Origin of the sequence: Rouxiella sp. T17, assembly GCF_036663475.1 — a bacterium.
Classification (GTDB): domain Bacteria; phylum Pseudomonadota; class Gammaproteobacteria; order Enterobacterales; family Enterobacteriaceae; genus Rouxiella.
On sequence record NZ_JAWUEA010000027.1, the window covers coordinates 198033 to 218737 of the forward strand.

A 20705-nucleotide genomic window follows, 5' to 3' on the forward strand; every position below is an offset into this window, starting at 1 on the left:
TTTTATAAGCGATTTATTAAAAACAATAAGCAACGCGAATAAAGGATCTCCCTTATCCGCGTTGTTAGTTTAGTTTATTAAAAACACTAAATAATCAGGCTGTCATTTTTGCTGCAATCTGCGCGACATATTTACCCTGATGATGGGCGATAGCAAGTTCCCGCGCGTCAGGTTGACGAGAGCCGTCACCCGCCGCGATCGTTGAGGCGCCGTAAGGCGTACCACCGCCAACCTGTGAAATATCAAACAGTTCGGGCGTGCTATAACCGATTGGCACGATGATCATGCCGTGGTGGGCGAGGGTAGTCCAGGTGGAGGTGATGGTCATCTCTTCGCCGCCGCCCGTACCGGTTGAGGTAAATACGCTAGCGACTTTTCCCACTAATGCGCCTTTAGCCCACAGGCCGCCGGTTCTGTCGAGGAAGTTACGCATCTGGCCCGACATATTACCGAAACGGGTCGGGGTGCCAATAATAATGGCGTCGTAATCCGCCAACTCGTGAGGATCGGCGATAGGCGCAGGCTGATCGCTCTTGCCGCCCGCTGCCGCGAAAGACTGCGGGTCCATCACTTCCGGCACGCGTTTGACCGTCACTTCAACGCCCGCCACGCCTTTTGCACCTTCTGCTACATGCTGCGCCATCGTTTCAATGTGACCATACATTGAATGATAAAGTACCAATACTTTAGTCATCTGTGGTTCCTCATTTTGCATGTTTATGTTTTTAGTCTGTGTACTAAAGAGGTGTTTTCAGCAATTGAATCTAAAACAAAGCGTAGCACATGAACTCCACTACTAATCTGTTCACGACTCAAGGGTTTTGGCATTATGTCCTGACGGATAAAGACGCCCAGCAAATGCTTAAGCAAATGGAAAATAGTAAACCTAACGAAAGGGCTATAAAGTCGCTGCAAGAAGGGCGTGTTTTACGTCAAAAAATGTTAGAACATGGATGATGCGCCAGCCTGACCTATCCCATCATGTTCATCGATCTCTTTCCGCTAGTGACTCACTGATTTGTGCTGTCTTCAGGCCGGTTATTCAGCCACCACCAGGTAGAGTTTTGGGCGATCATTTTCGAATAAAAATCATTTAAATCGGTAATTGAAAACGAGGAGAGAGAGTCGTGCGTAAGAGCGGAAGTGTAGAGGTGTTCACGCAGCCACTGTTCGCGAGCGCGCTCGTTGGGATCGGAAGAGGAAAGGGCCAGATTCTGCTGTAAATCGGCGATTTTCGCGGCAAGTTCATTCTCACCAACTTCGGCAACGATACTTTTCATATCATCGATAAACTGCGCGATCGGCTCAACGATTTGCTGCACGGAATGAGTGGGCGATTGCACCGCAAACAGCATGCCGCTTTCTCCCGCAGACTGCATAAAGCGGCAGGTCACGACGTAGCCAAGATTCAACTCAACCCGTAAACGCTGAAAGAAACGCGGCTCAAACAGTGACGCCATAATCTGCCACGCGGCCAGACAGCGCGGAGTTTGCTCGACCAGCGGGCAAAACAGCAGCACGGCGGCGTCTTGACTGGTCGTCGGAAACGCATAGCTGGCGCGAGAAGGTGTCGGCGCTAAAGCCGGAGAAAGATCGGGATTGATTTTGCCCGGGAAACGGCTTAACAGACGCGAAATAGCGTCATGAAGCACGCCTTTATCCTTATCTGCATCGCCGCCATAAAGCGCCGCCCGCCAAGGCAAAATCGGTAGCGAAAACGAATCTTGCAGCTCGTTAGCATTTTGGCTCAGCAATCGCGGCAGCTGGTTCAGCAGGCAGCGAATGGCAATCTCCGTTTGCAGCGACTGTTCGGCCTGCACAAACTGCCTTTCTCCCTTGGCAATCAAGACTTTAGCGGCATTGTTGTTTAGCGCTTGAGAAAGCACATTCAGCTGCGTTATTACGGCATCCAACGTGGTGAGCATCACGTCATTGTCGCCGCTGAGCTGTAACAGCCATTGTCCCTGATAATTTTCGAATGAAAGGCTGGCGCCACGATGCGCACCTTGGCCGATAATCGCCCGCAGCGAAGCCTGAATAATATGCGCCCAACGAGGCGGCAACGCGTGGCCCAATGCGGGACTCAAAATGAGTACGCCCGGCTTTTGTCCTGCCAATAAAAGTGAGTCCGCCGCGTGATGAGGTAAGGATACCCGTTCAAGGGGCAATGGCGGAGCATCGGGCGCGTGTCGCTGCGGATAAAAAGTAAAATCGACAGGCGGATTTTTTTGCGCGCTTTGCCACGTAATCGCTTTTATCGGCAGCGTAAAGCCTTGAATCAGCTGATCTTCGGCTGCAATTTCTGGCGTTACCCAGAGTCGTGTCATGTTGCTCGTCGTCAATTGGGGTAACAGCTTTTGCCAATCTTCCAGCAAAGCAGCATCAAGCGCGATAATCGGTTGAAAATCAAAGGCTATCGTACGCAAACGATCGACCGGCGAGAGGCGAGAAAATTGCTCGGCGGCAAGGCGCGCGTAGTGCTGAAGCTGCGTCGTGGTTAGCATCTCGAGCTGGCGCAGCCAGCAGGCAAAAATGGTTTCGACCTCGGCCGCAAGCTGTTGCTCACCCGCGTTTAGCAAAAACTCAAAGGTTAAGATCGCCTCCGTTTCGCTTTCATAGGGCTTTATTAGCTGCAAACTGTCGCACAATCCGCGCGCGCTAAGCACATCTAGCAAGCCGCGCTGCGCCTCGTCGATAACCAACTGACGAAGCACGGTTAAAGAAACGGCCTTTTGTCTGGTTATCTCTAATTTAAAAGAGAGCTGCAAGCGCGCCGCGCCCGCCAATTTCATGGCGAATGCGCGTTGTCCATGCAGGCTAAGAGGTTCGGTATTGGGCGGCTGGAAATTATGCGCAGGGGCAAACACCTCGGCATAGCGCGTGGCTAACGCCGCCAACTCTTCAAGCGGCTGTGGCCCGGAAATCCACAGGGTGAGCAGCTCGGTATTAAAAAAGTGTTGATGGTAATTGCGCAGCGCCTGCTGCAAAGCGAGGCTGTTGTTATTAAGTGGATTGCTACTGAAAGAATTGCTACTGAACGAATTGCCACTAAAAGAAGGGTCACTAAAAGAAACCAAATTGCCGACGTGAAAACGTTTTAATGCTTTAGGCGTAGCGAAGGCTGCGCCAAGAGCAGCTTCACACAATGTGTCGGGATCGGCGGCTAAAAGATGGAATTCTGCGTCGATTACGGCGGTTTCTTGCTCAACGGCTTCAAGCGATAACAACGGACGCGCCAACATGTCACTCAGGCGAGCGAAACCCGCCTCAAGCTTGGAGGCCGTCACATCAAAAAACCAGGCGGTGGCGGTAGGTAACGTCGTGGCGTTGAGCCGCGCGCCTTCAGCCTGCGCCCAGCTCATTAATCGCTGCTGCTGCTGAAAACTTTCGCTGCCGGCAAACACCACGTGCTCAAACAGATGGGCTAAACCCGGCCACTGTTCAGGCTCGTGATGACTGCCGACGGCAAGGTGATACAGCGCGGCCGCGCGCGTCGCCTGCGGATCGTGAGTTAGCGTGACCCACAGGCCGTTGGCGAGCCGCAGCCGTTGTTGTTTCATGCAACCGGCGTTTTGAAAATCAGCTGTTGAGAATTACGGCGATTACGGAATTGCAGCTGGTTGACCTGAATGTTGGTGCAGTTGGCCTGCTCGCGCGCTTCCAAAATTTTGCCGTGATGCGGCGATTTGGAACACACGGGATCGGTGTTGTCTGCATTGCCCGTCAACATAAACGCCTGACAGCGACAGCCGCCGTAATCTTTCTCTTTTTCTGAACAGGAACGGCAAGGCTCCGGCATCCAGTCAAAGCCGCGATATTTGTTGAAACCAAACGAGTTGTACCAAATATCCTGCAATGAATGTTCAAGCACCGACGGAAACTCAACCGGCAGCTGGCGCGCGCTGTGGCACGGCAGCGCCATACCTTCAGGCGTGACGCTGAGGAAAATCGCGCCCCATCCGCCCATGCAGCCTTTAGGACGCTCTTCGTAATAGTCCGGCGTCACAAACAGCAGGTTCGCCAGATTGCCTTTATCGGCCATCTTGACGCGATACTCTGCCACCACGGCTTCGGCGTCGGCAATTTGCTGGCGCGTAGGCAGTAAACCTTCGCGGTTGAGCTGCGCCCAGCCGTAAAACTGACAGGTTGCCAGCTCGACGTCGTCGGCCTCAAGCTCGATGCTGAGTTCGATGATTTTATCGATCTGATGAATATTATGGCGATGCAACACGAAATTAAGCACCATCGGATAACCGTGGGCCTTGACCGCTTTTGCCATGTCCAGCTTCTGCTGGAACGCTTTCGCCGAACCGGCCAGCGCGGCATTCAGGGTTTCGTCACTCGCCTGGAAGCTTATCTGAATGTGGTCCAGACCGGCTTCGGCGAAGGCATCGATTTTCTTTTCGGTTAAACCAATACCTGAGGTAATCAGGTTGGTATAAAAACCGAGGTCGCGTGCCGCCTTGATAAGCTCAGGCAAATCCTTGCGCACCAGCGGTTCACCGCCGGAGAAACCTATCTGTACAGCCCCCATTTCGCGGGCCTGTTCAAACACCGTAATCCATTGTTCGGTGGTCAGCTCTTGTTCCTGCTTGGCAAAATCAAGCGGGTTTGAGCAGTAGGGACACTGCAACGGACAACGGTAAGTCAATTCCGCCAGCAACCAGAGCGGCGGTTTGACCTGAGGTTTAGGCAGGTTCACGGAAAATTATCCACTTTTGTTCATAGGCTTGGGCAAAAAACTCTTTCACGTCTTCATCCACGCCGCCCGCTTCCGGGAAACGCTGATTCAGGCCGTCGATGATTTCTGAAAGCAGACGTTTTCCGTCAACATTTTCCAGAATCATGGCGGCGCTTTCGTTAAGTTTTGCCATACCTTCAGGGTAAAGGATCACGTAACAATCCTGCGTCGGTTCCCACTGGAGGCGGAAGCCACGACGAAACATTGGCACCTGATTGACGTTAATCTCGATCATTGCATTGTTCTCTGAGCAATCGTTCTTGGTTTATTGTTTTTATATTCAACAACTATCTATTTAACAATGAATAGCTTGGCGCTTTTACACGCCGTTATGCCACACCGCCTGCTGCGTCACGCTGTGGTAAGGCGGACGGTCGAGCGCGTAAGCCATGGTCATCGAGTCGAGCAGGGTCCAGAGAATATCCAGCTTGAATTGCAGGATTTCCAGCATCCGCTGCTGCTTCTCAACAGTATTACAGTACTCCAGCGCCAGCTCCAGACCGTGCTCGACGTCGCGATTTGCTTGACTCAGACGGCTGCGGAAGTAATGATAACCTTCCGGCTGGATCCACTGATAATGGGTCGGCCAGCTGTCGAGGCGCGACTGGTGAATCTGCGGTGCAAACAGCTCGGTCAGCGAGCTACAGGCGGCCTCTTGCCACACCGCGCGACGGGCAAAGTTGACGTAGGCATCAACGGCAAAACGCACGCCCGGCAGCACCATTTTTTCTGAAAGCAGCACGTCGCGGTCGAGACCCACGGCCTCGCCAAGCTGCAACCAGGCTTCGATTCCGCCTTCGCTGTCGCCGTGACCGTCGTGGTCGAGAATGCGCTGCACCCATTTACGCCGGGTCTGCGCATCCGGACAGTTGGCCATAATCGCCGCGTCTTTCATCGGAATGCTGGTCTGATAATAGAAACGGTTCGCTACCCAGCCCTGAATCTGCTCGCGGGTCGCCTGACCGTTGTGCATCGCAATGTGGTAAGGGTGATGAATATGATAATAAGCACCCTTGGCGCGCAGTGCCTGTTCAAACTCTTGCGGCGTCATCAGCGCCGCCGAGGAATCAAATGATTTCATGTGCGTTTCCTAAAGTTCTATACGCATGCCGTCCCAGCTCACTTCGATGCCTTGCTCGTTCAGAGCCTGGCGTTCGGCAGAGGATTCATCGAGGATCGGGTTGGTATTGTTGATATGAATAAGGATCTTGCGCTCGGCAGGCAGCGAGGAGAGCAGCTCCATCAGCCCCTGTTTCTCGGCCAGCGCCAGATGACCCATATCTTTGCCGGTATTGCGGCCCACGCCGGTATTCGCCAACTCATTGTCGCGCCACAGCGTGCCGTCGATCAGCAAACAGTCGGCCTTTTTCAGCCAGCCCATCAGCGCGTCGTCGGGCTCGCCAAGTCCCGGTGCATACATCAGCGTTTTGCCGGTGCGAGTATCTTCGATAAACAGCGCAATGTTGTGACCCGGCAGTGGCTTGCCGCGATATTCGGAATACGGCGGCGCGTTGCTTAATAAAGGAATGGCAGTAAATTTCAGGGCAGGACAGACGGCGGTTGAAAACGCCTCGTCGGGGTCAATCGCGTGATGGACCAGCCCGCCGTTCCAATGGGACAGCATGGTAAAGACCGGAAAACCGGTAGTCAGATCCTGATGGACCTCAGGCGTACACCACACCTGATGCGGACAGCCTTCGCGCAAATTGAGCAAGCCTGCGCTGTGATCAATCTGGCTATCCGTAAGAATTATCGAGCCAATCGCAGTACCGCGCAGCACACCGTGTTTAATTAAATCAGGCGTGGCGGCAATTTGATGGCAAACGTCTGGCGATGCATTACAAAGCACCCAATCAATACCGTCATCACTGATAGCAATCGAGGATTGCGTACGCGCCGAGGTTTTCATGGTGCCGTTACGCACGCCCTGACAGTTATTACAGTTGCAGTTCCACTGAGGGAAGCCACCGCCCGCAGCGGAACCAAGAACGTTAATCAGCATGTGTAGACCAGGAAGTGAAAAAAAAAGAAAAATGCCCACAGCGAGCCGTGGGCATGGGGGATTAGCGGTTAGAGATGTACAGCGTAACTTCTAAGCCCAGACGCAGATCTACAAATTTAGGTTTAGTCCAAGTGGTCATAGTCGACTCCTCATGGTGTTGCAGGTTAAAAAAACATCATGCCCGTATTAATTCCGGCAGATGAAGTGCTCGTTGTCAAATATTGAAATTTGCGCCGCAGATGTTCCTCCTAAGCGAAAGTGATATCAACCACGCAAAGTATAAGGTTATTACGGCTGAAAACAGCGCACAGCGGCGTTTTGAGGTTATTCACCCCAAGTTTGTTTTAATACTTTTAGCCAGTTGCGGCAGGCGAGTTTCTCAATCAGCGCGTTATTGTAACCGGCTTGTTTCATCGCTTGTAACAGTAAAGGCAGGCCCGTAACATCGCCTAACGCTTCTGGCACACTGATGCCGTCAAAATCGGAGCCCAGCCCCACGCGATCTTCTCCCACTTTTTCTATCAAGTAATCAATATGTTGCACGATTCTTTCTAGCGGCGTGTCGGCATCGCGCTTGCCGTCGGCGCGTAGGAAGGCATTGCCGAAATTCACACCGACAAAACCGTCGCTCTCTGCAATGGCGGCCAGCTGCCGGTCGGTGAGATTACGTGGCTGGGCGCACAGAGCGTGAGCGTTTGAGTGTGTCGCCACCAGCGGAGCATCGCTAAAACGCGCCGTCTGCCAGAACGCTTTTTCATTCATGTGCGACAAATCGATAAGAATTTTTTTTCTATTACAGGCGCGCAGCAGGCTTAAACCGGCCAATGTCAGCCCGTCGCCGCTATCGGGTGAGCCCGGAAAATCGCCTGTTACGCCCACGCCAAACTGATTCGGCAGGTTCCACAATGGCCCGATACTGCGCAATCCGGCCTGATAAAGGCTGTCGAGATTGCCCAGCGACACGTCGATAGCCTCCGCGCCTTCTATATGCAGCACCATCGCCAGCACGCCTTGCGCGATACAATTTTCAATTTCGGCCACCGTGCGGCACAGTTTTGTCCGCCCGCCCGACTGAGTTTCAATACGCTGAAGCAGGGCGATCTGCTGCTGGGTAATCGCCAGCGGATCGTGCGGCGCAAGCTCGGCATTCGGCTTTAGCTTCGGCATGTAAGAGGCGGGTGGAATAAATACGGCAAACAGCCCACCGGCAAAACCGCCGCGACGCATGCGCGTTAAATCCAGATGGCCATCGAGTTTATGGTCAAGAAATTGCGCCACGGGATCGTCGGCTTCGTGCAGCCAAAGGCGCAGCAGCAGATCGTTATGGCCGTCAAAAACTGTTTGACCATTAAAGACAGGTTGAGCATCTAGAACATAAAGCGGGGCGTGCGAATTAAGCGTCATTGGGGTAATCAGCGTGTGAAATGAGCTAGAGGCTCTTTAAAGGGATCGATTAAAAAACATTAAACAACATTAAACAAATAATACCGCATTGCGAGACGCATTAACCCGCTAAAAAATGCTCCTCTCTTCATCGGGTCAATATCATTTAAATAAAATAAAGACTTATTAAAAGAATTTATATGATTTATCTCGGTGGTTTGCCTAGCCGAGAATAAATTTTCTCGATGCCTCCAAAAATAGCATCACTAATTTTTTGCGGAAAACCTTCAGGCAGCTCAGCACGAACTCTGGCGAGTACCTCAGGCGTTTGCTCATAAAAATCCATCAGAATTTCTTGCATGGTGGACTCATCAAATCCGCATTTCCTGGCGGTTGCTAAAAAATGCTCTGGAAAAATCGTCTGCCAGTGATATTTTTTGCCTTTCCTTGTCGAGGCTAGACTCATTGCGAGCTTTATATCCTGCTTTGCCAAACCGGCTCCTCCCATCATCGGATAGCATGAAAGAATGTCATAAAGCGGGGTAAGCCTATAACCGCCTCTCGGAAGGATAAAAATCGAAAAATTTTTGGCATGTCCATCGCTTGCGGCCAAGAGCCAAAATAAGACCTGAGTCTTCATAAAAACATGGCGATCTGCTAGTGCATTTTCTGATCCGAGCAGCAAATGCATGATATTGGCAATATCCGGGCCGCCATCGCTTTCATATTTTTGCGCTGAGGGGATGCCCTGAATTTGGCAAAAATCCTCTTGGGGCAACCTGATTATCCACGAATGATCGCCCGAAAACCGGCGGTCAAAACGCTTTACGGCCAATGCTTTAACATCTTTTACTTTAACCATTTCGCAATCGGCAACGTTCAAACCATAAGCTTTTGCGATACGCAGACAAAGCCATTCGTTCTCCACACTGTCTGTTAAATCAAGCGTGTGGCTATGACTTTGAATGCTGCCCATAGGCAATTTGAAAATGTGTGTTGTGGGCGTGACGCCTTGAGGTAATTGCCAGCAATCTTCAAAACGTAATAAAGCCGTTTTTTCCTGAGCGCCCGCAATGGAAATACGAAAATCGTTATCTGCTTCATCAGAAACTGTTTCTGATCGGTAACTCTCAAGCACTGTCGCTAACGTTGAATCAGTTAAAGGACGCCCATTGATTACCTGAAGCTCGGGAAGAGGCTCGCCTTCTGGAAGCAGCAATAGTGCGCCAACACAATCTCGACCTATTTCATAAAGCAGGTCAAAAGGTTGCATTGATTTAGCGTGAAATTTTGCCGCTATTCTTTCGCGAATATTTCTATTGTCCGGCAGCAAATTATCAAAAAAGTTAAAGACTTCAGCGCCTTTATATTCTGTCTGACGCAGGGGAAGGGACAGCGAGATAGGGCGAGCATCAACAGTCGCCAGCCATGATGGATCATAGGTAAAAGTATGCGCGCCATTTTTTTCCTGAAGCAGCGTCCCTGTCAGGAATCCATTCATATAAACAGATAAACGATTGCTCACCATTCTTCCGTCCACCCTTGCGACCGTTTGTTTTCCCCTTTGGGCTCAACATGCAATTCGAGATTCAGCGCCGACAAAATTTTGAAGAAGGTTTCAATCTTGGTGGTATCAGGATTGAGTTCAAATTTGGAGAGCGTGTCCTGCTTGATGCCAACTCTACTCGCTATAGCCGCCTGACTGATTTTTTGCGTTTTTCGCAGATCTTTCAGGTGGATAGCTAACTGTTTAGGCGACGTTATCTTCATAAAGCCTCTAACTGCAACCCTTGTTTATAAAGTGAACATTACCCTTTGCCACGGGTAATAGCAACATTACCCCTTGTAGAGGGTAAATTAGTATATACCCCTTTAAGGGGGTAAAAAGAGATATACCCTCTTAAGCGGGTAAGGCTAGACGCGTTCTTGGCATCATTCTGTTAAGAAGTGTTTAGGTAACGTACAGAATGTGCATTTAGCGTAAAGAAATGTATTTTTTTCGAAAGCATTACGTGATAAAAATAAGAACATAAATGATAACTATTCTTCTTATCATTTAATAATCCATAACAAGCCATGATAACCCGCTGTTTTCCTGAGGATTTTTATTTCAGGCGGCGGGTTATCTGCATGATGGGCGTTAATCAACTTTCAAAACTTATAACGAAGAAAATGGACAAAAATCTCACCTTGCCTTTTAGTAGCTTCAATTCGCTGACATTGTTTACAGGTCTTTGTATCGGCATTACCACGCCCGCTTTTGCACAGGCGGCTGATAATTCAGATAAAAAACAGGATGACACGTTAGTTGTCGAAGCTCAGGCGCCTTCGCTTTATGCACCGGGAGAATCTGCGGATCCGAAATTTACGCGTCCGCTTATCGATACCACTCGCACCGTTACCGTGATCCCAAAACAGGTTCTTAGCGATCAGGGCGTGACTAATCTGACCGACGCGTTGAAAAACGTGCCGGGCGTTGGCGCTTTCTATGCAGGTGAGAACGGCAGTTCCTCTACCGGCGATGCGGTTTACATGCGCGGTATTGATACGTCCAACAGCATTTATGTTGATGGCATTCGCGATATCGGCAGCGTGTCGCGCGATACCTTCAACACCGAACAGGTTGAAGTCATTAAAGGAGCATCCGGCAGCGATTACGGCCGCAGCGCGCCATCCGGCTCCATCAACATGATCAGCAAACAGCCTCGCACCGACACCGGCATTGACGCCTCGGTAAGCGCGGGCAGCGCCTGGTTCCGTCGCAGCACGCTCGACTATAACCAGATGATCAACGACACCACCGCGTTTCGTTTAAATCTGATGGGCGAGAAAACTCACGACGCCAGTCGCGATAAAGTGCAAAACGAGCGCTACGGCGTCGCACCGTCCGTGGCCTTCGGCTTAGGCACGGAAAACCGCTTATTCCTGAATTATCTGCACGTTACCCAGCACAATACGCCAGACGGCGGCGTGCCGACCATTGGCTTGCCGGGGTATTCGGCGCCTTCGGCGGCGACCTCTGCTCTGAACAATTCAGGCAAGGTTAACAGCCACAATTTCTACGGTACCGACTCTGATTACGACGATTCGACCACCGATACCGTAACGATGCGTTTCGAACACGATTTCTCGGATAACACCACGATTCGAAATACCACCCGCTGGTCGCAGATTAAACAGGATTATCTGTTGAGCGCCTTCATGGCGGCAGATGCCAACATCACGCGCCCGACGGCGGATGTCGGTTCATGGTCGCTGGGTCGTCTGTCGAATACCAAAGACGTCAGCAACAAAATTTTGACCAACCAGACCAACATTACCTCGAAATTCCAGACGGGATCGATTGGTCATGATGTCAGCGCCGGCGTGGAATTCACCCGCGAGCAGCAAACCAACTACGGCGTTAACGCACTCACGCCGCCGTCGGTCAATATTTACAATCCGAACAGCAACGTTACTATCGGCGGTCTGGATCGCAACGGCGCAAATGCCAACGGCACCACTGATACCTTCGGCGTTTACGCGTTTGATACGCTTCAACTGACCAAATCGTTTGAAGTTAACGGCGGCGTTCGTCTCGACAATTACCACACCTCTTACGACAGCGCGACAGCCTGTGGCGCAACGGGTCGCGGCGCGTTGGCCTGTCCAGCGGGCGTACCTAAAAACACGCCGATTACCACGGTGGATACCAACAAATCCGGCAATCTGGTTAACTGGAAAGTCGGCGCGCTCTATCATCTGACTGAAAACGGCAACGTTTACGTCAACTATGCGATTTCCCAGCAGCCTCCGGGCGGCAGCACCTTCGCGCTGGCGGCGGGCGGCACGGGCAATAGCGCCAACCGTACCGATTTCAAACCGCAAAAAGCCAAGACCACCGAAGTGGGCTCCAAGTGGGAGTTTATGGACAAGCGCCTGCAACTGGCGGCCGCGGTATTCCGTACACAAATCGACAACGATGTGGAAGCCAACGACGACGGCACTTACTCGCAATACGGCAGCAAGCGCGTAGAAGGTTACGAGCTGTCGGCGACCGGCAACATCACGAAGGCATGGCAGGTCATGGCGGGTTACACCCAGCAGCACGCCTCGGTGAAAACCGGCGCGGTTGAAACTGCCGAAGGTTCTTCATCACTGCCTTACACGCCAAAACACGCTTTCACCTTGTGGAACCAATATCAGGTTAGCGATGCCTGGTCCGTGGGCGGCGGCGCGCGTTATGTTGGCGGCCTGAGCCGTGGCACCGATGGCGCAGTAGGCACACCTTCCTACACCGAAGGTTACTGGGTTGCGGATGCCAAAGTGGGTTACGCCATCAACCGTAATGTCGATTTGCAGCTCAACGTTTATAATCTGTTCGATAAAGATTATGTCGCGTCAATCAACAAGAGCGGCTATCGCTACCATCCGGGCGAAGAAAGAACCTTCCTGCTGACGGCGAACGTTCACTTCTAAGCCAGATTTTCAGACCAGAAAGCGTGGGGCATCGCGCCCCACAATTTCAGATGAGACAACCACTATGATGTACCGTATCCCCGCAGTATTGAGCCCGGATGATGTCGCCGCGTTTACCAGAGAGCTGGAAAATGCGCCGTGGATTGATGGGCGCGCGACCGTCGGCAGTCAGGGCGCGCAGGTTAAAAACAATCAGCAGATTGATACCCGCAGCGAGATTTATCAGCATTTGCAGGCGACAGTGTTAAAAGCATTGCAAAACAGTCCGCTGTTTTTTGCCGCAGCCCTGCCGCGCAATATCTCGTCGCCGCTGTTTAATCGCTATCAGAACAATGAAACCTATGGTTTTCATGTCGATGGCGCGGTGCGTAATAATGGCGAATCTGGCTGGATGCGTACCGATCTTTCCGCCACGCTGTTTCTTTGCGAGCCGGAAAGCTACGAGGGCGGCGAGCTGGTGGTCAACGATACTTACGGGCAACATTCGGTCAAGCTGCCTGCCGGAGATATGATCCTTTATCCTTCCAGCAGCCTGCACTGCGTAACGCCGGTTACTGCGGGCACGCGTGTGGCCTCGTTTATGTGGATTCAGTCGATGATTCGCGACGATAAAAAGCGTGGCATGCTGTTCGAGTTGGACAGCAATATTCAGACGCTGAAGGCGCGCCACGGCGAAAGTGCAGAGGTGTTATCCATGTTAAACCTCTATCACAACCTGCTGCGTGAATGGTCGGAAATCTAGTCTGTTTCACTTGGCTGATAAGCCTGTCTGATAAAAAAGCATAAAAAAGGCCGAGAATAATCTCGGCCTTCTTGTTTCTCTTTTTACGCCTTCAACGTTGAAATTAACGTTTCGGGTGATTCACTTCAACCGGACGCAGGTCAAACAGCAGCACTTCGGCCTGATCGCCGTCGGTGAAAGTCAGAGACGCTTCGTTGCGAACGCGCGCACCGTCACCGGCTTTGAAGCTGATTCCGTTAACCGTTACGCTGCCGCGAGCGACGTGAATATAGGCGTAACGTTCTGGGTCGAGGGCGATAGTTTGCTGCTCGGCACCGTCAAACAGACCGGAGTAAATCTTGATGTCCTGACGAACGCGCAACGCGTTATCGCCGCCGGTCGGTGAAGCAATCAGACGCAGATTGCCACGTTTTTCGGCGTCTGCCACGGAGACCTGCTGGTAACCGGGTTGCGTGCCGTTTTCGGCGGGTACAATCCAGATTTGCAGGAAATGCACGCCGTCGGTGGTTGAGTTGTTGAACTCGCTGTGTGTCACGCCAGAACCGGCGCTCATCAGCTGCACATCACCCGGGACGATAACTGAACCGGTACCCATCGAATCTTTATGCGCCAGCTCGCCTTCCAGCACGTAGGAGATGATTTCCATGTTGCTGTGCGGGTGAGCGCCGAAGCCGCGAGAAGCCGCCACGCGGTCATCGTTAATCACCAGCAGGTCTGAGAAGCCGACCTGTTTTGGATCGAAGTAGCTCGCAAAAGAGAAGGTATGATGAGAGTTCAACCAACCGTGGTCACCTAATCCGCGTTGTTCTGACAGTCTTTGCTCAATCATGATGTGCTCCTGGGTTATTGGGTGGAAGTGCGTTTGCCCTTCCGATGTAGAAAGATTAAACGTAAACTGATTTGCGCACCAGATGGCTTAAATGACAAACACTGTCACGCTTTAGTTGACGACGTTTACCCTCCAAATTAACCCGGAAACTTACAGAGCGAACCCTATGCAAATTGAAGATCTGCGCATTTTTATCACGGTTATTAATGCCGGAAATTTTACGGCCGCGGCCGAACAGCTGATGCTATCGAAACAATATGTCAGTCGTCGCATGGCGGCATTAGAGGCGTCGCTGGGCGTACGACTATTAATAAGGAACACGCGCAAGCTTTCCGTGACGGATTCGGGGCAGGTTTTCTCTCGCCATGCGCAGAAGATCCTTGATGATATTCATGAGGCCGAGCTGGCAGTGTCTGAAAAGACCCTCGAGCTGCAAGGCGCGTTTCGGGTCAGCATTCCGATGTCTTATGGCATGAGCTATCTCTCGCCGCTGATTGCCGAGTTTCTGAGCCTGCATCCTTTACTGCAATTTCAGGTGGAGCTGGGCGACCGCTATGTCGACATGATTGGCGAAGGCTTTGATATCGCCATTCGTATCGGCCAGCTGTCTGACTCAACGCTTATTGCCCGTCGGTTAAGCGTGTTAAAACGAGTAATCTGCTGTAGCCCCGATTATTTACAGCGCGCCGGCATGCCGCTGCTGCCCGAGGATTTGCTCCAGCACGCCTGTTTGCGCTACGGGCGAGAAGGGCAAAACGGCTGGGAACTGCTACAGGAGGGCAAACGTAAACTGCTCGATGTACACGGCCCTATTGTCAGTAATAACGGCGAAGTATTGCGCGACGCGGCGCTTGCCGGACTGGGGCTGGTGTTATTACCCGAGTTTATTGTCGATGAAGCCTTAAAAGCGGGCAGCCTAATTAGCGTGCTTGAAGCGTTTCAACCTGAACCTTTAGTGCTCAGTGCCGTTTATCCACAGCATCGACAGCGTAGTGAAGTGACCCGCGCCTTTCTCTCCTTCCTGGAAGAAAGAATTAAAATATAATCTTAACACCCACATTAACTGATGAAGCTTTCACATTTCGCTTAATAATTTACCTTTGCAGATTTATTTTATTATTTCCCGATACAGCTCGGGAAAAAGTGATTTACTCACTTTTCGAGCTGGTCTCACATTATTTTTTGGCGCATTGTCCTTGATGAATCTGTTCTTCATTAATAGGAATTAATATGCGGCTCAGCACGATGCAACAAGAAAATAATAAAACCCTGCAAGGCGACGTTGGCGGAGTTAAAAGGAGTGATGAGCGGGCTATAAAAGATAATATTATTAATTGTGAAAGGTCGATGACCTCTTTAAAACATATTAAAAATAAGCAGCAAGTCAACAATGAATGGCGGCTAGCCAGCCATTATGCTCGCGCCACTCCGGGGCAAGGTTTGCTGCCTCCAGCCCCGCAGCTTGAGTTAGCCACCTCGTCACGGGCATCGGCAGCGCTGGCGGCGGTGCAACTGTTAACCCCTTATCATCTCGGTTATAGCCATCAACAGGCTGAAGTTTCCGACTCTGCGCCAACGTTGTTTGCCGCCGCGCAGCGCGCTACTTCTCGACAGGCGCAGTCGCTGCTGAATAGCGTCGATAATACGGTTAATTATTTAATAAAAACCCTTACGCCGTGGAGCAGCGTGGAAGCACGGCCAGAAATAAGCATCGAGCCTGATGATGAAATTCACGATCCCGGTAATCTGCTAGAGCATCCCGAGATTGATAATGAACTAGGCAATTCGGCACCGGCTGCGCAAAACGTTGATAGAATTGCCTATTTAAAAGTAATTAATAAAATAAAGAATGAGTTTCCCTTATTAAATAAATTGGCAGCGGACGTGCTGAGGGTAGCAATCTGGAAAAAGCACGGCATGGATATTGATCCGCAAAAGACGTGGTTTAACCGGTTTGAATTTTCAGCGGGCTCTTCCGAAACGTTTACAGGCTGGGAGCATAATTCGCATCCTCAAGAGTCTAAAACTCTGGTGAGCATGTTATTGGAAAATTTCGGCGCAGAAGATCGTATTAACTCAGATGCGCTGAGCGGAAATTCCGGAATCTATACCCAAAATGGTGAGGCCGATTCTTTTGGTAAGCACAATGAGGTGCGATTATTACCTAAAGATTTTCTTAAAATTGTGGTCGATAGTAATTTCAGCGAAAAATATCTTAAGGCGTTGGCCTTTTTCTGGCAAAAAAACAGCGTGAATTATCGCACGGTGAGCAAAGGTAAATTTATCTCCTACATGGGTGATAAATCGAGCAACCTGAGTGAAATGGGCGTGAAATCGGTAATGATGGCGGCGTTGGGCAATATCGAGAAACTTCCGGCCATGACGATGGACGAGCTGAACACCAAAATATCCAATCGCCCCGGGTTAAGCATTTCAACCTTTTCAATCTATGGCTATCACGCCAGCGATATTGTCCTGATTCACGGTTATGGCGGCAAAATTATTCTTTATAAGCCCTCGGACATTGAGAGCTTTGTCGAATTTGATAACAAGCAGGCGCTAAAAGATTGGGTGTTGGAACATGCGCGCGACGAAACTAAGCTAACTAACCTCTTACATCACTTTTCTGTCTACGATCGTCAAGACGGCTCTACCTACGCAGGCGTTAATAAAGCGTTAACCAAAATGGCCAGCGGCTCATGGTCGGAGAAATATATTGACTACCAGCCGTTGAATATTAAAGGCGACCTGTTCCGATGGTTTTCGGATCAGGCTGAAAAACGGACCCTTCAAGACAGTGAAACGCTGACCGTCACCAATAGCGAAGTATTCAAGAATCAAATTTTGATGAACCTTGAGCCGGTAATCGCCACCGCCGGACTGGCCACGATTATTCTTCCTGGGGTCGGCAGTTTGGTCATGCTTGAGGCAGGAATAATAGAGACAGAGATGGGCGTCTATATTGCCCTTTATGGCGATACCGAAAAAGAGCGACTAAAGGGGCTTTCGGCCATCATCGACGGTGGCGTAAATTCGCTATTTGGCGCGCTGGGCGTGGCTGGAAGTCTTGCTAAACAACTCAACGTTGATGAAAAGGAGTTGTTGGGCGCAAGAGGAGAGGTTCCCAGACGACAGGCTGTAATTCACCCAAGGCCTGGCACTTTTATGGATAATCTTTTAAATCGCATTATCGTGCGCGGCAGAGGAATAAAAGGCATTTCAATCGATAATCCGCAGAATGGTCAGGCGCTATTTGGCGCATTGATAAAGATGGATGAAACGTTAGTGAAAGCCAGGGCCAAGCTTGCCACAGAAAGAGGCAAGGAAATTGTTGCGGCTTATTTGGGCTACGATGAAGCGGGTAAACTCACTAGAAAAGATATTCAAAGAATTAGCGGTAATATTGATGCACTATTTGAGGTATTACAAAGAATCAACAGCAAAGAAATTCCAATAAAGTCAGTCTCTATTTATAATAAAAAAAATAGCGGCGTAATTGCCTATTTCAATCCCAATAAAAACGCCCTCTCTTTTGACGATAAATATTTTCTTCAAAACGACGCAGAAAAGCTACAATTACTGATTCACGAGTCAGTACACGCCACGAGTATTAAAGGGATTAAAGGCGTGCATATGCCTGACTATTTTTATGTCAATGATCATGAAAATATGAACAATATTCTGACACTGAGGAATAAAGTGATCTCCTTTTCCGCAGGTGCAGTGGATATACGTTTCCTGAGAGGTGAGGCTGCTGAAAGAGTAAAACAGAACTTTATTACTAAAATGGATTCAAAATCTGAAATGGAAGCTATTGTTAAATTTCAATATAATGACCGCTTGAGAAAAGGGGTGTTATTTGACAATCCCGATACTCAAGCATTAATGATTATGGAATTGGCTGATGAAATCTCCGGTGCGGTTAACGAAGATGGTTCGTTAAATATTCCTAAAAATATTCTGAAACAGCAAAAAATTAAATTAGAAGAATTGAAAGAGGTAGAGCAATCGAAACGCTATCAGGAAAAGCAGCAAGCTCGAGAACAACAACAAGGCTAAATAAAAGGGCCTCCACAGAGACCCTTTAAAATAGTGCTTAGCGCATGGTAACGAATTCTTCAGCGCCGGTCGGGTGAATAGCGACCGTGTTGTCGAAATCTTTCTTGGTGGCGCCCATTTTGAGTGCGACCGCGAAGCCTTGCAGGATTTCGTCCATGCCGAAGCCGATACCGTGAATACCGACAATTTTCTCTTCTTTACCCACGCAAACCAGCTTCATGCGGCAAGGCTGGCGATGCTGGGTTACCGCGGTGTACATGGCGGTGAAAGAAGACTTGTAGACTTTAACGTTGTCTTCGCCAAATTTCTCTTTGGCTTCAGGCTCGGTGAGGCCAACGGTACCAATTGGCGGATGGCTAAATACTACGGTCGGGATCAGGCTGTAATCCAGATGCTCGTCCGGCTTGTTGTTAAACAGGCGTTCTGAAAGACGACGACCTGCTGCAACGGCTACCGGCGTCAGCTCTACCGCGCCGGTATTATCGCCGACAGCGTAAATGCCTTTAACGTTGGTGTTCTGGAATTTATCGACCTTGATGTAACCTTTTTCGTTGGTTTCAACGCCGGTCGCTTTCAGGTTGAAGTTATCGGTTTCAGGTTCGCGGCCAATGGCCCAGACCAGACAGTCGACTTCAAACTCTTTGCCGTTTTCCAGTTTCAGCGTCAGGCTGCCATTGGAATTTTTAACCACTTCTTTCGGAATAGATTCGGTATGCAGCGCCGGACCTTCGGTGTTCATTACTTCAACCAGCGTGTCGACAATTAACGGGTCGAAAGTACGCAGCGGAGCATGTTTACGCACGAACAGGTGAGTTTCAGCACCCAGTCCGTTCATCACGCCGGCAATCTCAACGGCGATGTAACCTGCGCCTACAACGGCAACGCGCTGTGGCATTTCGGTCAGGTCAAAGAAGCCGTCGGAATCGATGCCGTATTCTGCACCTGGAATATTTGGATGGCTCGGGCGTCCGCCGGTGGCGATCAAAATGTGATCGGCGGTAATGGTTTCGCCATCAACTTCAACGGTGTGCGCATCAACGAAGCGAGCAAAACCGTGGATCACGTCAACGTTGTTTTTACCTAAAACGTTGTCGTAAGAGGTGTGAATACGGTCAATGTAGGCAGTACGGTTGGCAACCAGCGTTTTCCAGTTAAAGCCGTTAACCTGCGTGTCGAAGCCGTAGTCTGGGCCGTAATTGCGGATCGCTTCAGAAATTTGCGCAGCGTGCCACATCACTTTCTTTGGAACGCAACCGACGTTGACACAGGTACCGCCGAGCGCTTTAGCTTCGATAATGGCACATTTTTGTCCGTAAGAGGCCGCGCGGTTAATTGATGCAATACCGCCGCTTCCGCCGCCAATGGCCAGATAGTCATAATGTTTAGTCATCGAAATTTCCATAAGTTGAGAATAATAGAAGGCCGGGAAGCGAGTTCCCAAGATCTATAAAATCTGATGGCATAGAGTTTAGCGTTAGAAAAGAGGGATTGCAGCTATTTGCAACGATGATTGCGATAGCCTAACTAAATGAAAGCTGGAGAGAGTCTCCAGCTTTAAAGAAAAATTTACTCTGGCACAACCCATTTAACCAGCTGATGGCCCTGACCATTTGGTACCAGCGTTTCGAGCAACCACGGCAGCACGTTTTTCATCTGCTGCTCGAGTTTCCACGGCGGATTGATAACAATCATGCCGGAAGCGGTCATGCCGCGCTGGTCGCTGTCTGGACGCACGCCCAGCTCGATTTGCAGAATACGACGAATGCCGGTGGCTTCAAGCTCGCGCAGCATGCGTTTGATTTGCTGACGCATAACAACCGGATACCAAATCGCGTAGGTGCCGGTAGCGAAACGTTTGTAGCCTTCCTGCACACCTTTTACCACGTCCTGATAATCGGTTTTCAGCTCGTAAGGCGGATCCATCAGAATCAGGCCGCGACGCGAAGGAGGTGGAAGCTGGGCCTTGATTTGCTGATAACCGTCGCCGCGCAGAACGCGAGCGCGATCGTCTTTCTGAAACTCGCTGCGTAACAGCGGGAAATCGCTCGGGTGCAGCTCGGTCAGGTGCAGTTTGTCTTCTTCGCGCAGCAGCTGACGGGCAATCAGCGGAGAACCCGGGTAATAACGCAGGGTCTCGTTGCGGTTGAAGTGATTGATCGCCGACATATAGGCGTCGAGCTCGGCTGGCCTGTCGTCACGCTGCCAGATACGGGCGATACCTTCGAGATATTCGCCGGTACGTTCGGCATGAACGCTGCTCAGCTGATAACGGCCCGCACCCGCGTGGGTATCGAGATAAAGAAAGGGTTTTTCTTTTTCTTTCAGAGATTCGATGATCAAACTCTGAACGGTATGTTTTAGAACGTCGGCATGGTTGCCTGCATGAAAACTGTGGCGGTAACTCAACATAATGTTTTTACGTTTTCCGAATAATTTATAGTGACAGTAAAATCAGTAGGTTACCGAAAGTTTATACTGTGCAAGGATGCCG

18 protein-coding genes are annotated in these 20705 nt (G+C 50.4%); 5 read left to right on the forward strand and 13 right to left on the reverse strand.

Going from position 1 to position 20705, the window contains the following annotated elements; translation table 11 throughout:
• Positions 1–94 precede the first annotated feature (94 nt).
• Positions 95–694, reverse strand: coding sequence for an NAD(P)H:quinone oxidoreductase (wrbA, locus tag SC206_RS08655; protein WP_332736178.1), 600 nt, complete (start codon positions 692–694; stop codon positions 95–97).
• 89 nt (positions 695–783) lie between these two features.
• Between wrbA and SC206_RS08660 the strand changes: the two genes are divergently transcribed.
• Positions 784–957 carry a hypothetical protein gene (locus SC206_RS08660; RefSeq protein ID WP_332736180.1) on the forward strand — a complete coding sequence of 58 codons (174 nt, stop codon included), beginning with the start codon at positions 784–786 and terminating at the stop codon, positions 955–957.
• Positions 958–1010: 53 nt separating this feature from the next.
• Here SC206_RS08660 and pqqF read toward each other — a convergent pair whose 3' ends face one another.
• From pqqF to SC206_RS08705, 9 genes are all read right to left on the reverse strand, one after another.
• On the reverse strand, positions 1011–3560 hold the full coding sequence (gene pqqF, locus SC206_RS08665) for a pyrroloquinoline quinone biosynthesis protein PqqF (protein WP_332736182.1): 2550 nt from the start codon (positions 3558–3560) through the stop codon (positions 1011–1013).
• Entirely contained in the window at positions 3557–4702 is a 1146-nt protein-coding gene (gene pqqE, locus SC206_RS08670; protein ID WP_332736184.1) for a pyrroloquinoline quinone biosynthesis protein PqqE, read from the reverse strand. The genes pqqF and pqqE overlap by 4 nt, the downstream gene beginning before the upstream one ends.
• Positions 4689–4976: a pyrroloquinoline quinone biosynthesis peptide chaperone PqqD gene (pqqD, locus tag SC206_RS08675; RefSeq protein ID WP_332736186.1), complete on the reverse strand. Its 288-nt coding sequence runs from the start codon at positions 4974–4976 to the stop codon at positions 4689–4691. Before pqqD ends, pqqE begins: the two co-directional genes overlap by 14 nt.
• 84 nt (positions 4977–5060) lie before the next feature.
• Positions 5061–5822 carry a pyrroloquinoline-quinone synthase PqqC gene (pqqC, locus tag SC206_RS08680; RefSeq protein WP_332736188.1) on the reverse strand — a complete coding sequence of 254 codons (762 nt, stop codon included), beginning with the start codon at positions 5820–5822 and terminating at the stop codon, positions 5061–5063.
• Positions 5823–5831: 9 nt separating this feature from the next.
• A complete protein-coding gene (gene pqqB / locus SC206_RS08685) occupies positions 5832–6743 on the reverse strand; it encodes a pyrroloquinoline quinone biosynthesis protein PqqB (RefSeq protein ID WP_009635651.1) in 912 nt (303 codons plus the stop codon).
• 61 nt (positions 6744–6804) lie between these two features.
• Positions 6805–6882, reverse strand: coding sequence for a pyrroloquinoline quinone precursor peptide PqqA (pqqA, locus tag SC206_RS08690; protein WP_038328232.1), 78 nt, complete (start codon positions 6880–6882; stop codon positions 6805–6807).
• Between the two features lie 185 nt (positions 6883–7067).
• Complete coding sequence (locus SC206_RS08695) at positions 7068–8147, reverse strand: dipeptidase (RefSeq protein WP_332736195.1); 1080 nt, start codon at positions 8145–8147, stop codon at positions 7068–7070.
• A gap of 184 nt (positions 8148–8331) precedes the next feature.
• Positions 8332–9654 carry a type II toxin-antitoxin system HipA family toxin gene (locus SC206_RS08700; protein ID WP_332736197.1) on the reverse strand — a complete coding sequence of 441 codons (1323 nt, stop codon included), beginning with the start codon at positions 9652–9654 and terminating at the stop codon, positions 8332–8334.
• A complete protein-coding gene (locus SC206_RS08705) occupies positions 9648–9896 on the reverse strand; it encodes a helix-turn-helix domain-containing protein (protein WP_332736199.1) in 249 nt (82 codons plus the stop codon). Before SC206_RS08705 ends, SC206_RS08700 begins: the two co-directional genes overlap by 7 nt.
• Positions 9897–10298: 402 nt before the next feature.
• Here SC206_RS08705 and SC206_RS08710 point away from each other — a divergent pair, with 402 nt between their 5' ends.
• Both SC206_RS08710 and ybiX read left to right on the forward strand, forming a co-directional pair.
• Positions 10299–12584: a catecholate siderophore receptor Fiu gene (locus tag SC206_RS08710; RefSeq protein WP_332736201.1), complete on the forward strand. Its 2286-nt coding sequence runs from the start codon at positions 10299–10301 to the stop codon at positions 12582–12584.
• 64 nt (positions 12585–12648) lie between these two features.
• On the forward strand, positions 12649–13326 hold the full coding sequence (ybiX, locus tag SC206_RS08715) for a PKHD-type hydroxylase YbiX (RefSeq protein ID WP_332736203.1): 678 nt from the start codon (positions 12649–12651) through the stop codon (positions 13324–13326).
• A gap of 103 nt (positions 13327–13429) precedes the next feature.
• Here ybiX and SC206_RS08720 read toward each other — a convergent pair whose 3' ends face one another.
• Entirely contained in the window at positions 13430–14155 is a 726-nt protein-coding gene (locus SC206_RS08720; protein ID WP_332736205.1) for a pirin family protein, read from the reverse strand.
• A gap of 166 nt (positions 14156–14321) precedes the next feature.
• Between SC206_RS08720 and SC206_RS08725 the strand changes: the two genes are divergently transcribed.
• Together SC206_RS08725 and SC206_RS08730 are read left to right on the forward strand one after the other, a co-directional pair.
• Positions 14322–15200 carry a LysR family transcriptional regulator gene (locus SC206_RS08725; protein ID WP_332736207.1) on the forward strand — a complete coding sequence of 293 codons (879 nt, stop codon included), beginning with the start codon at positions 14322–14324 and terminating at the stop codon, positions 15198–15200.
• A gap of 200 nt (positions 15201–15400) precedes the next feature.
• Positions 15401–18214, forward strand: coding sequence for a dermonecrotic toxin domain-containing protein (locus SC206_RS08730; RefSeq protein ID WP_332736210.1), 2814 nt, complete (start codon positions 15401–15403; stop codon positions 18212–18214).
• A gap of 37 nt (positions 18215–18251) precedes the next feature.
• Here the strand turns inward: SC206_RS08730 and gorA are convergent, their stop codons facing one another.
• Positions 18252–19604 carry a glutathione-disulfide reductase gene (gene gorA, locus SC206_RS08735; protein WP_332736212.1) on the reverse strand — a complete coding sequence of 451 codons (1353 nt, stop codon included), beginning with the start codon at positions 19602–19604 and terminating at the stop codon, positions 18252–18254.
• A 176-nt stretch (positions 19605–19780) separates the two neighbouring features.
• The gene (locus SC206_RS08740) at positions 19781–20623 is read right to left on the reverse strand and encodes a 23S rRNA (adenine(2030)-N(6))-methyltransferase RlmJ (protein WP_332736214.1); all 843 of its coding nucleotides are present in this window, start codon (positions 20621–20623) and stop codon (positions 19781–19783) included.
• Positions 20624–20705: the final 82 nt, after the last annotated feature.

Coding starts and splice junctions, on each gene's coding strand:
- ybiX (WP_332736203.1), top strand. CDS start 12,649: ATGATGTACCGTATCCCCGCAGTATTGAGCCCGGATGATGTCGCCGCG.
- SC206_RS08710 (WP_332736201.1), top strand. CDS start 10,299: ATGGACAAAAATCTCACCTTGCCTTTTAGTAGCTTCAATTCGCTGACA.
- SC206_RS08695 (WP_332736195.1), bottom strand. CDS start 8,147: ATGACGCTTAATTCGCACGCCCCGCTTTATGTTCTAGATGCTCAACCT.
- pqqD (WP_332736186.1), bottom strand. CDS start 4,976: ATGATCGAGATTAACGTCAATCAGGTGCCAATGTTTCGTCGTGGCTTC.
- SC206_RS08730 (WP_332736210.1), top strand. CDS start 15,401: ATGCAACAAGAAAATAATAAAACCCTGCAAGGCGACGTTGGCGGAGTT.
- pqqB (WP_009635651.1), bottom strand. CDS start 6,743: ATGCTGATTAACGTTCTTGGTTCCGCTGCGGGCGGTGGCTTCCCTCAG.
- SC206_RS08705 (WP_332736199.1), bottom strand. CDS start 9,896: ATGAAGATAACGTCGCCTAAACAGTTAGCTATCCACCTGAAAGATCTG.
- SC206_RS08725 (WP_332736207.1), top strand. CDS start 14,322: ATGCAAATTGAAGATCTGCGCATTTTTATCACGGTTATTAATGCCGGA.
- gorA (WP_332736212.1), bottom strand. CDS start 19,604: ATGACTAAACATTATGACTATCTGGCCATTGGCGGCGGAAGCGGCGGT.
- SC206_RS08720 (WP_332736205.1), bottom strand. CDS start 14,155: ATGATTGAGCAAAGACTGTCAGAACAACGCGGATTAGGTGACCACGGT.
- pqqA (WP_038328232.1), bottom strand. CDS start 6,882: ATGACCACTTGGACTAAACCTAAATTTGTAGATCTGCGTCTGGGCTTA.
- wrbA (WP_332736178.1), bottom strand. CDS start 694: ATGACTAAAGTATTGGTACTTTATCATTCAATGTATGGTCACATTGAA.
- SC206_RS08660 (WP_332736180.1), top strand. CDS start 784: ATGAACTCCACTACTAATCTGTTCACGACTCAAGGGTTTTGGCATTAT.
- pqqF (WP_332736182.1), bottom strand. CDS start 3,560: ATGAAACAACAACGGCTGCGGCTCGCCAACGGCCTGTGGGTCACGCTA.
- pqqC (WP_332736188.1), bottom strand. CDS start 5,822: ATGAAATCATTTGATTCCTCGGCGGCGCTGATGACGCCGCAAGAGTTT.
- SC206_RS08700 (WP_332736197.1), bottom strand. CDS start 9,654: ATGGTGAGCAATCGTTTATCTGTTTATATGAATGGATTCCTGACAGGG.
- SC206_RS08740 (WP_332736214.1), bottom strand. CDS start 20,623: ATGTTGAGTTACCGCCACAGTTTTCATGCAGGCAACCATGCCGACGTT.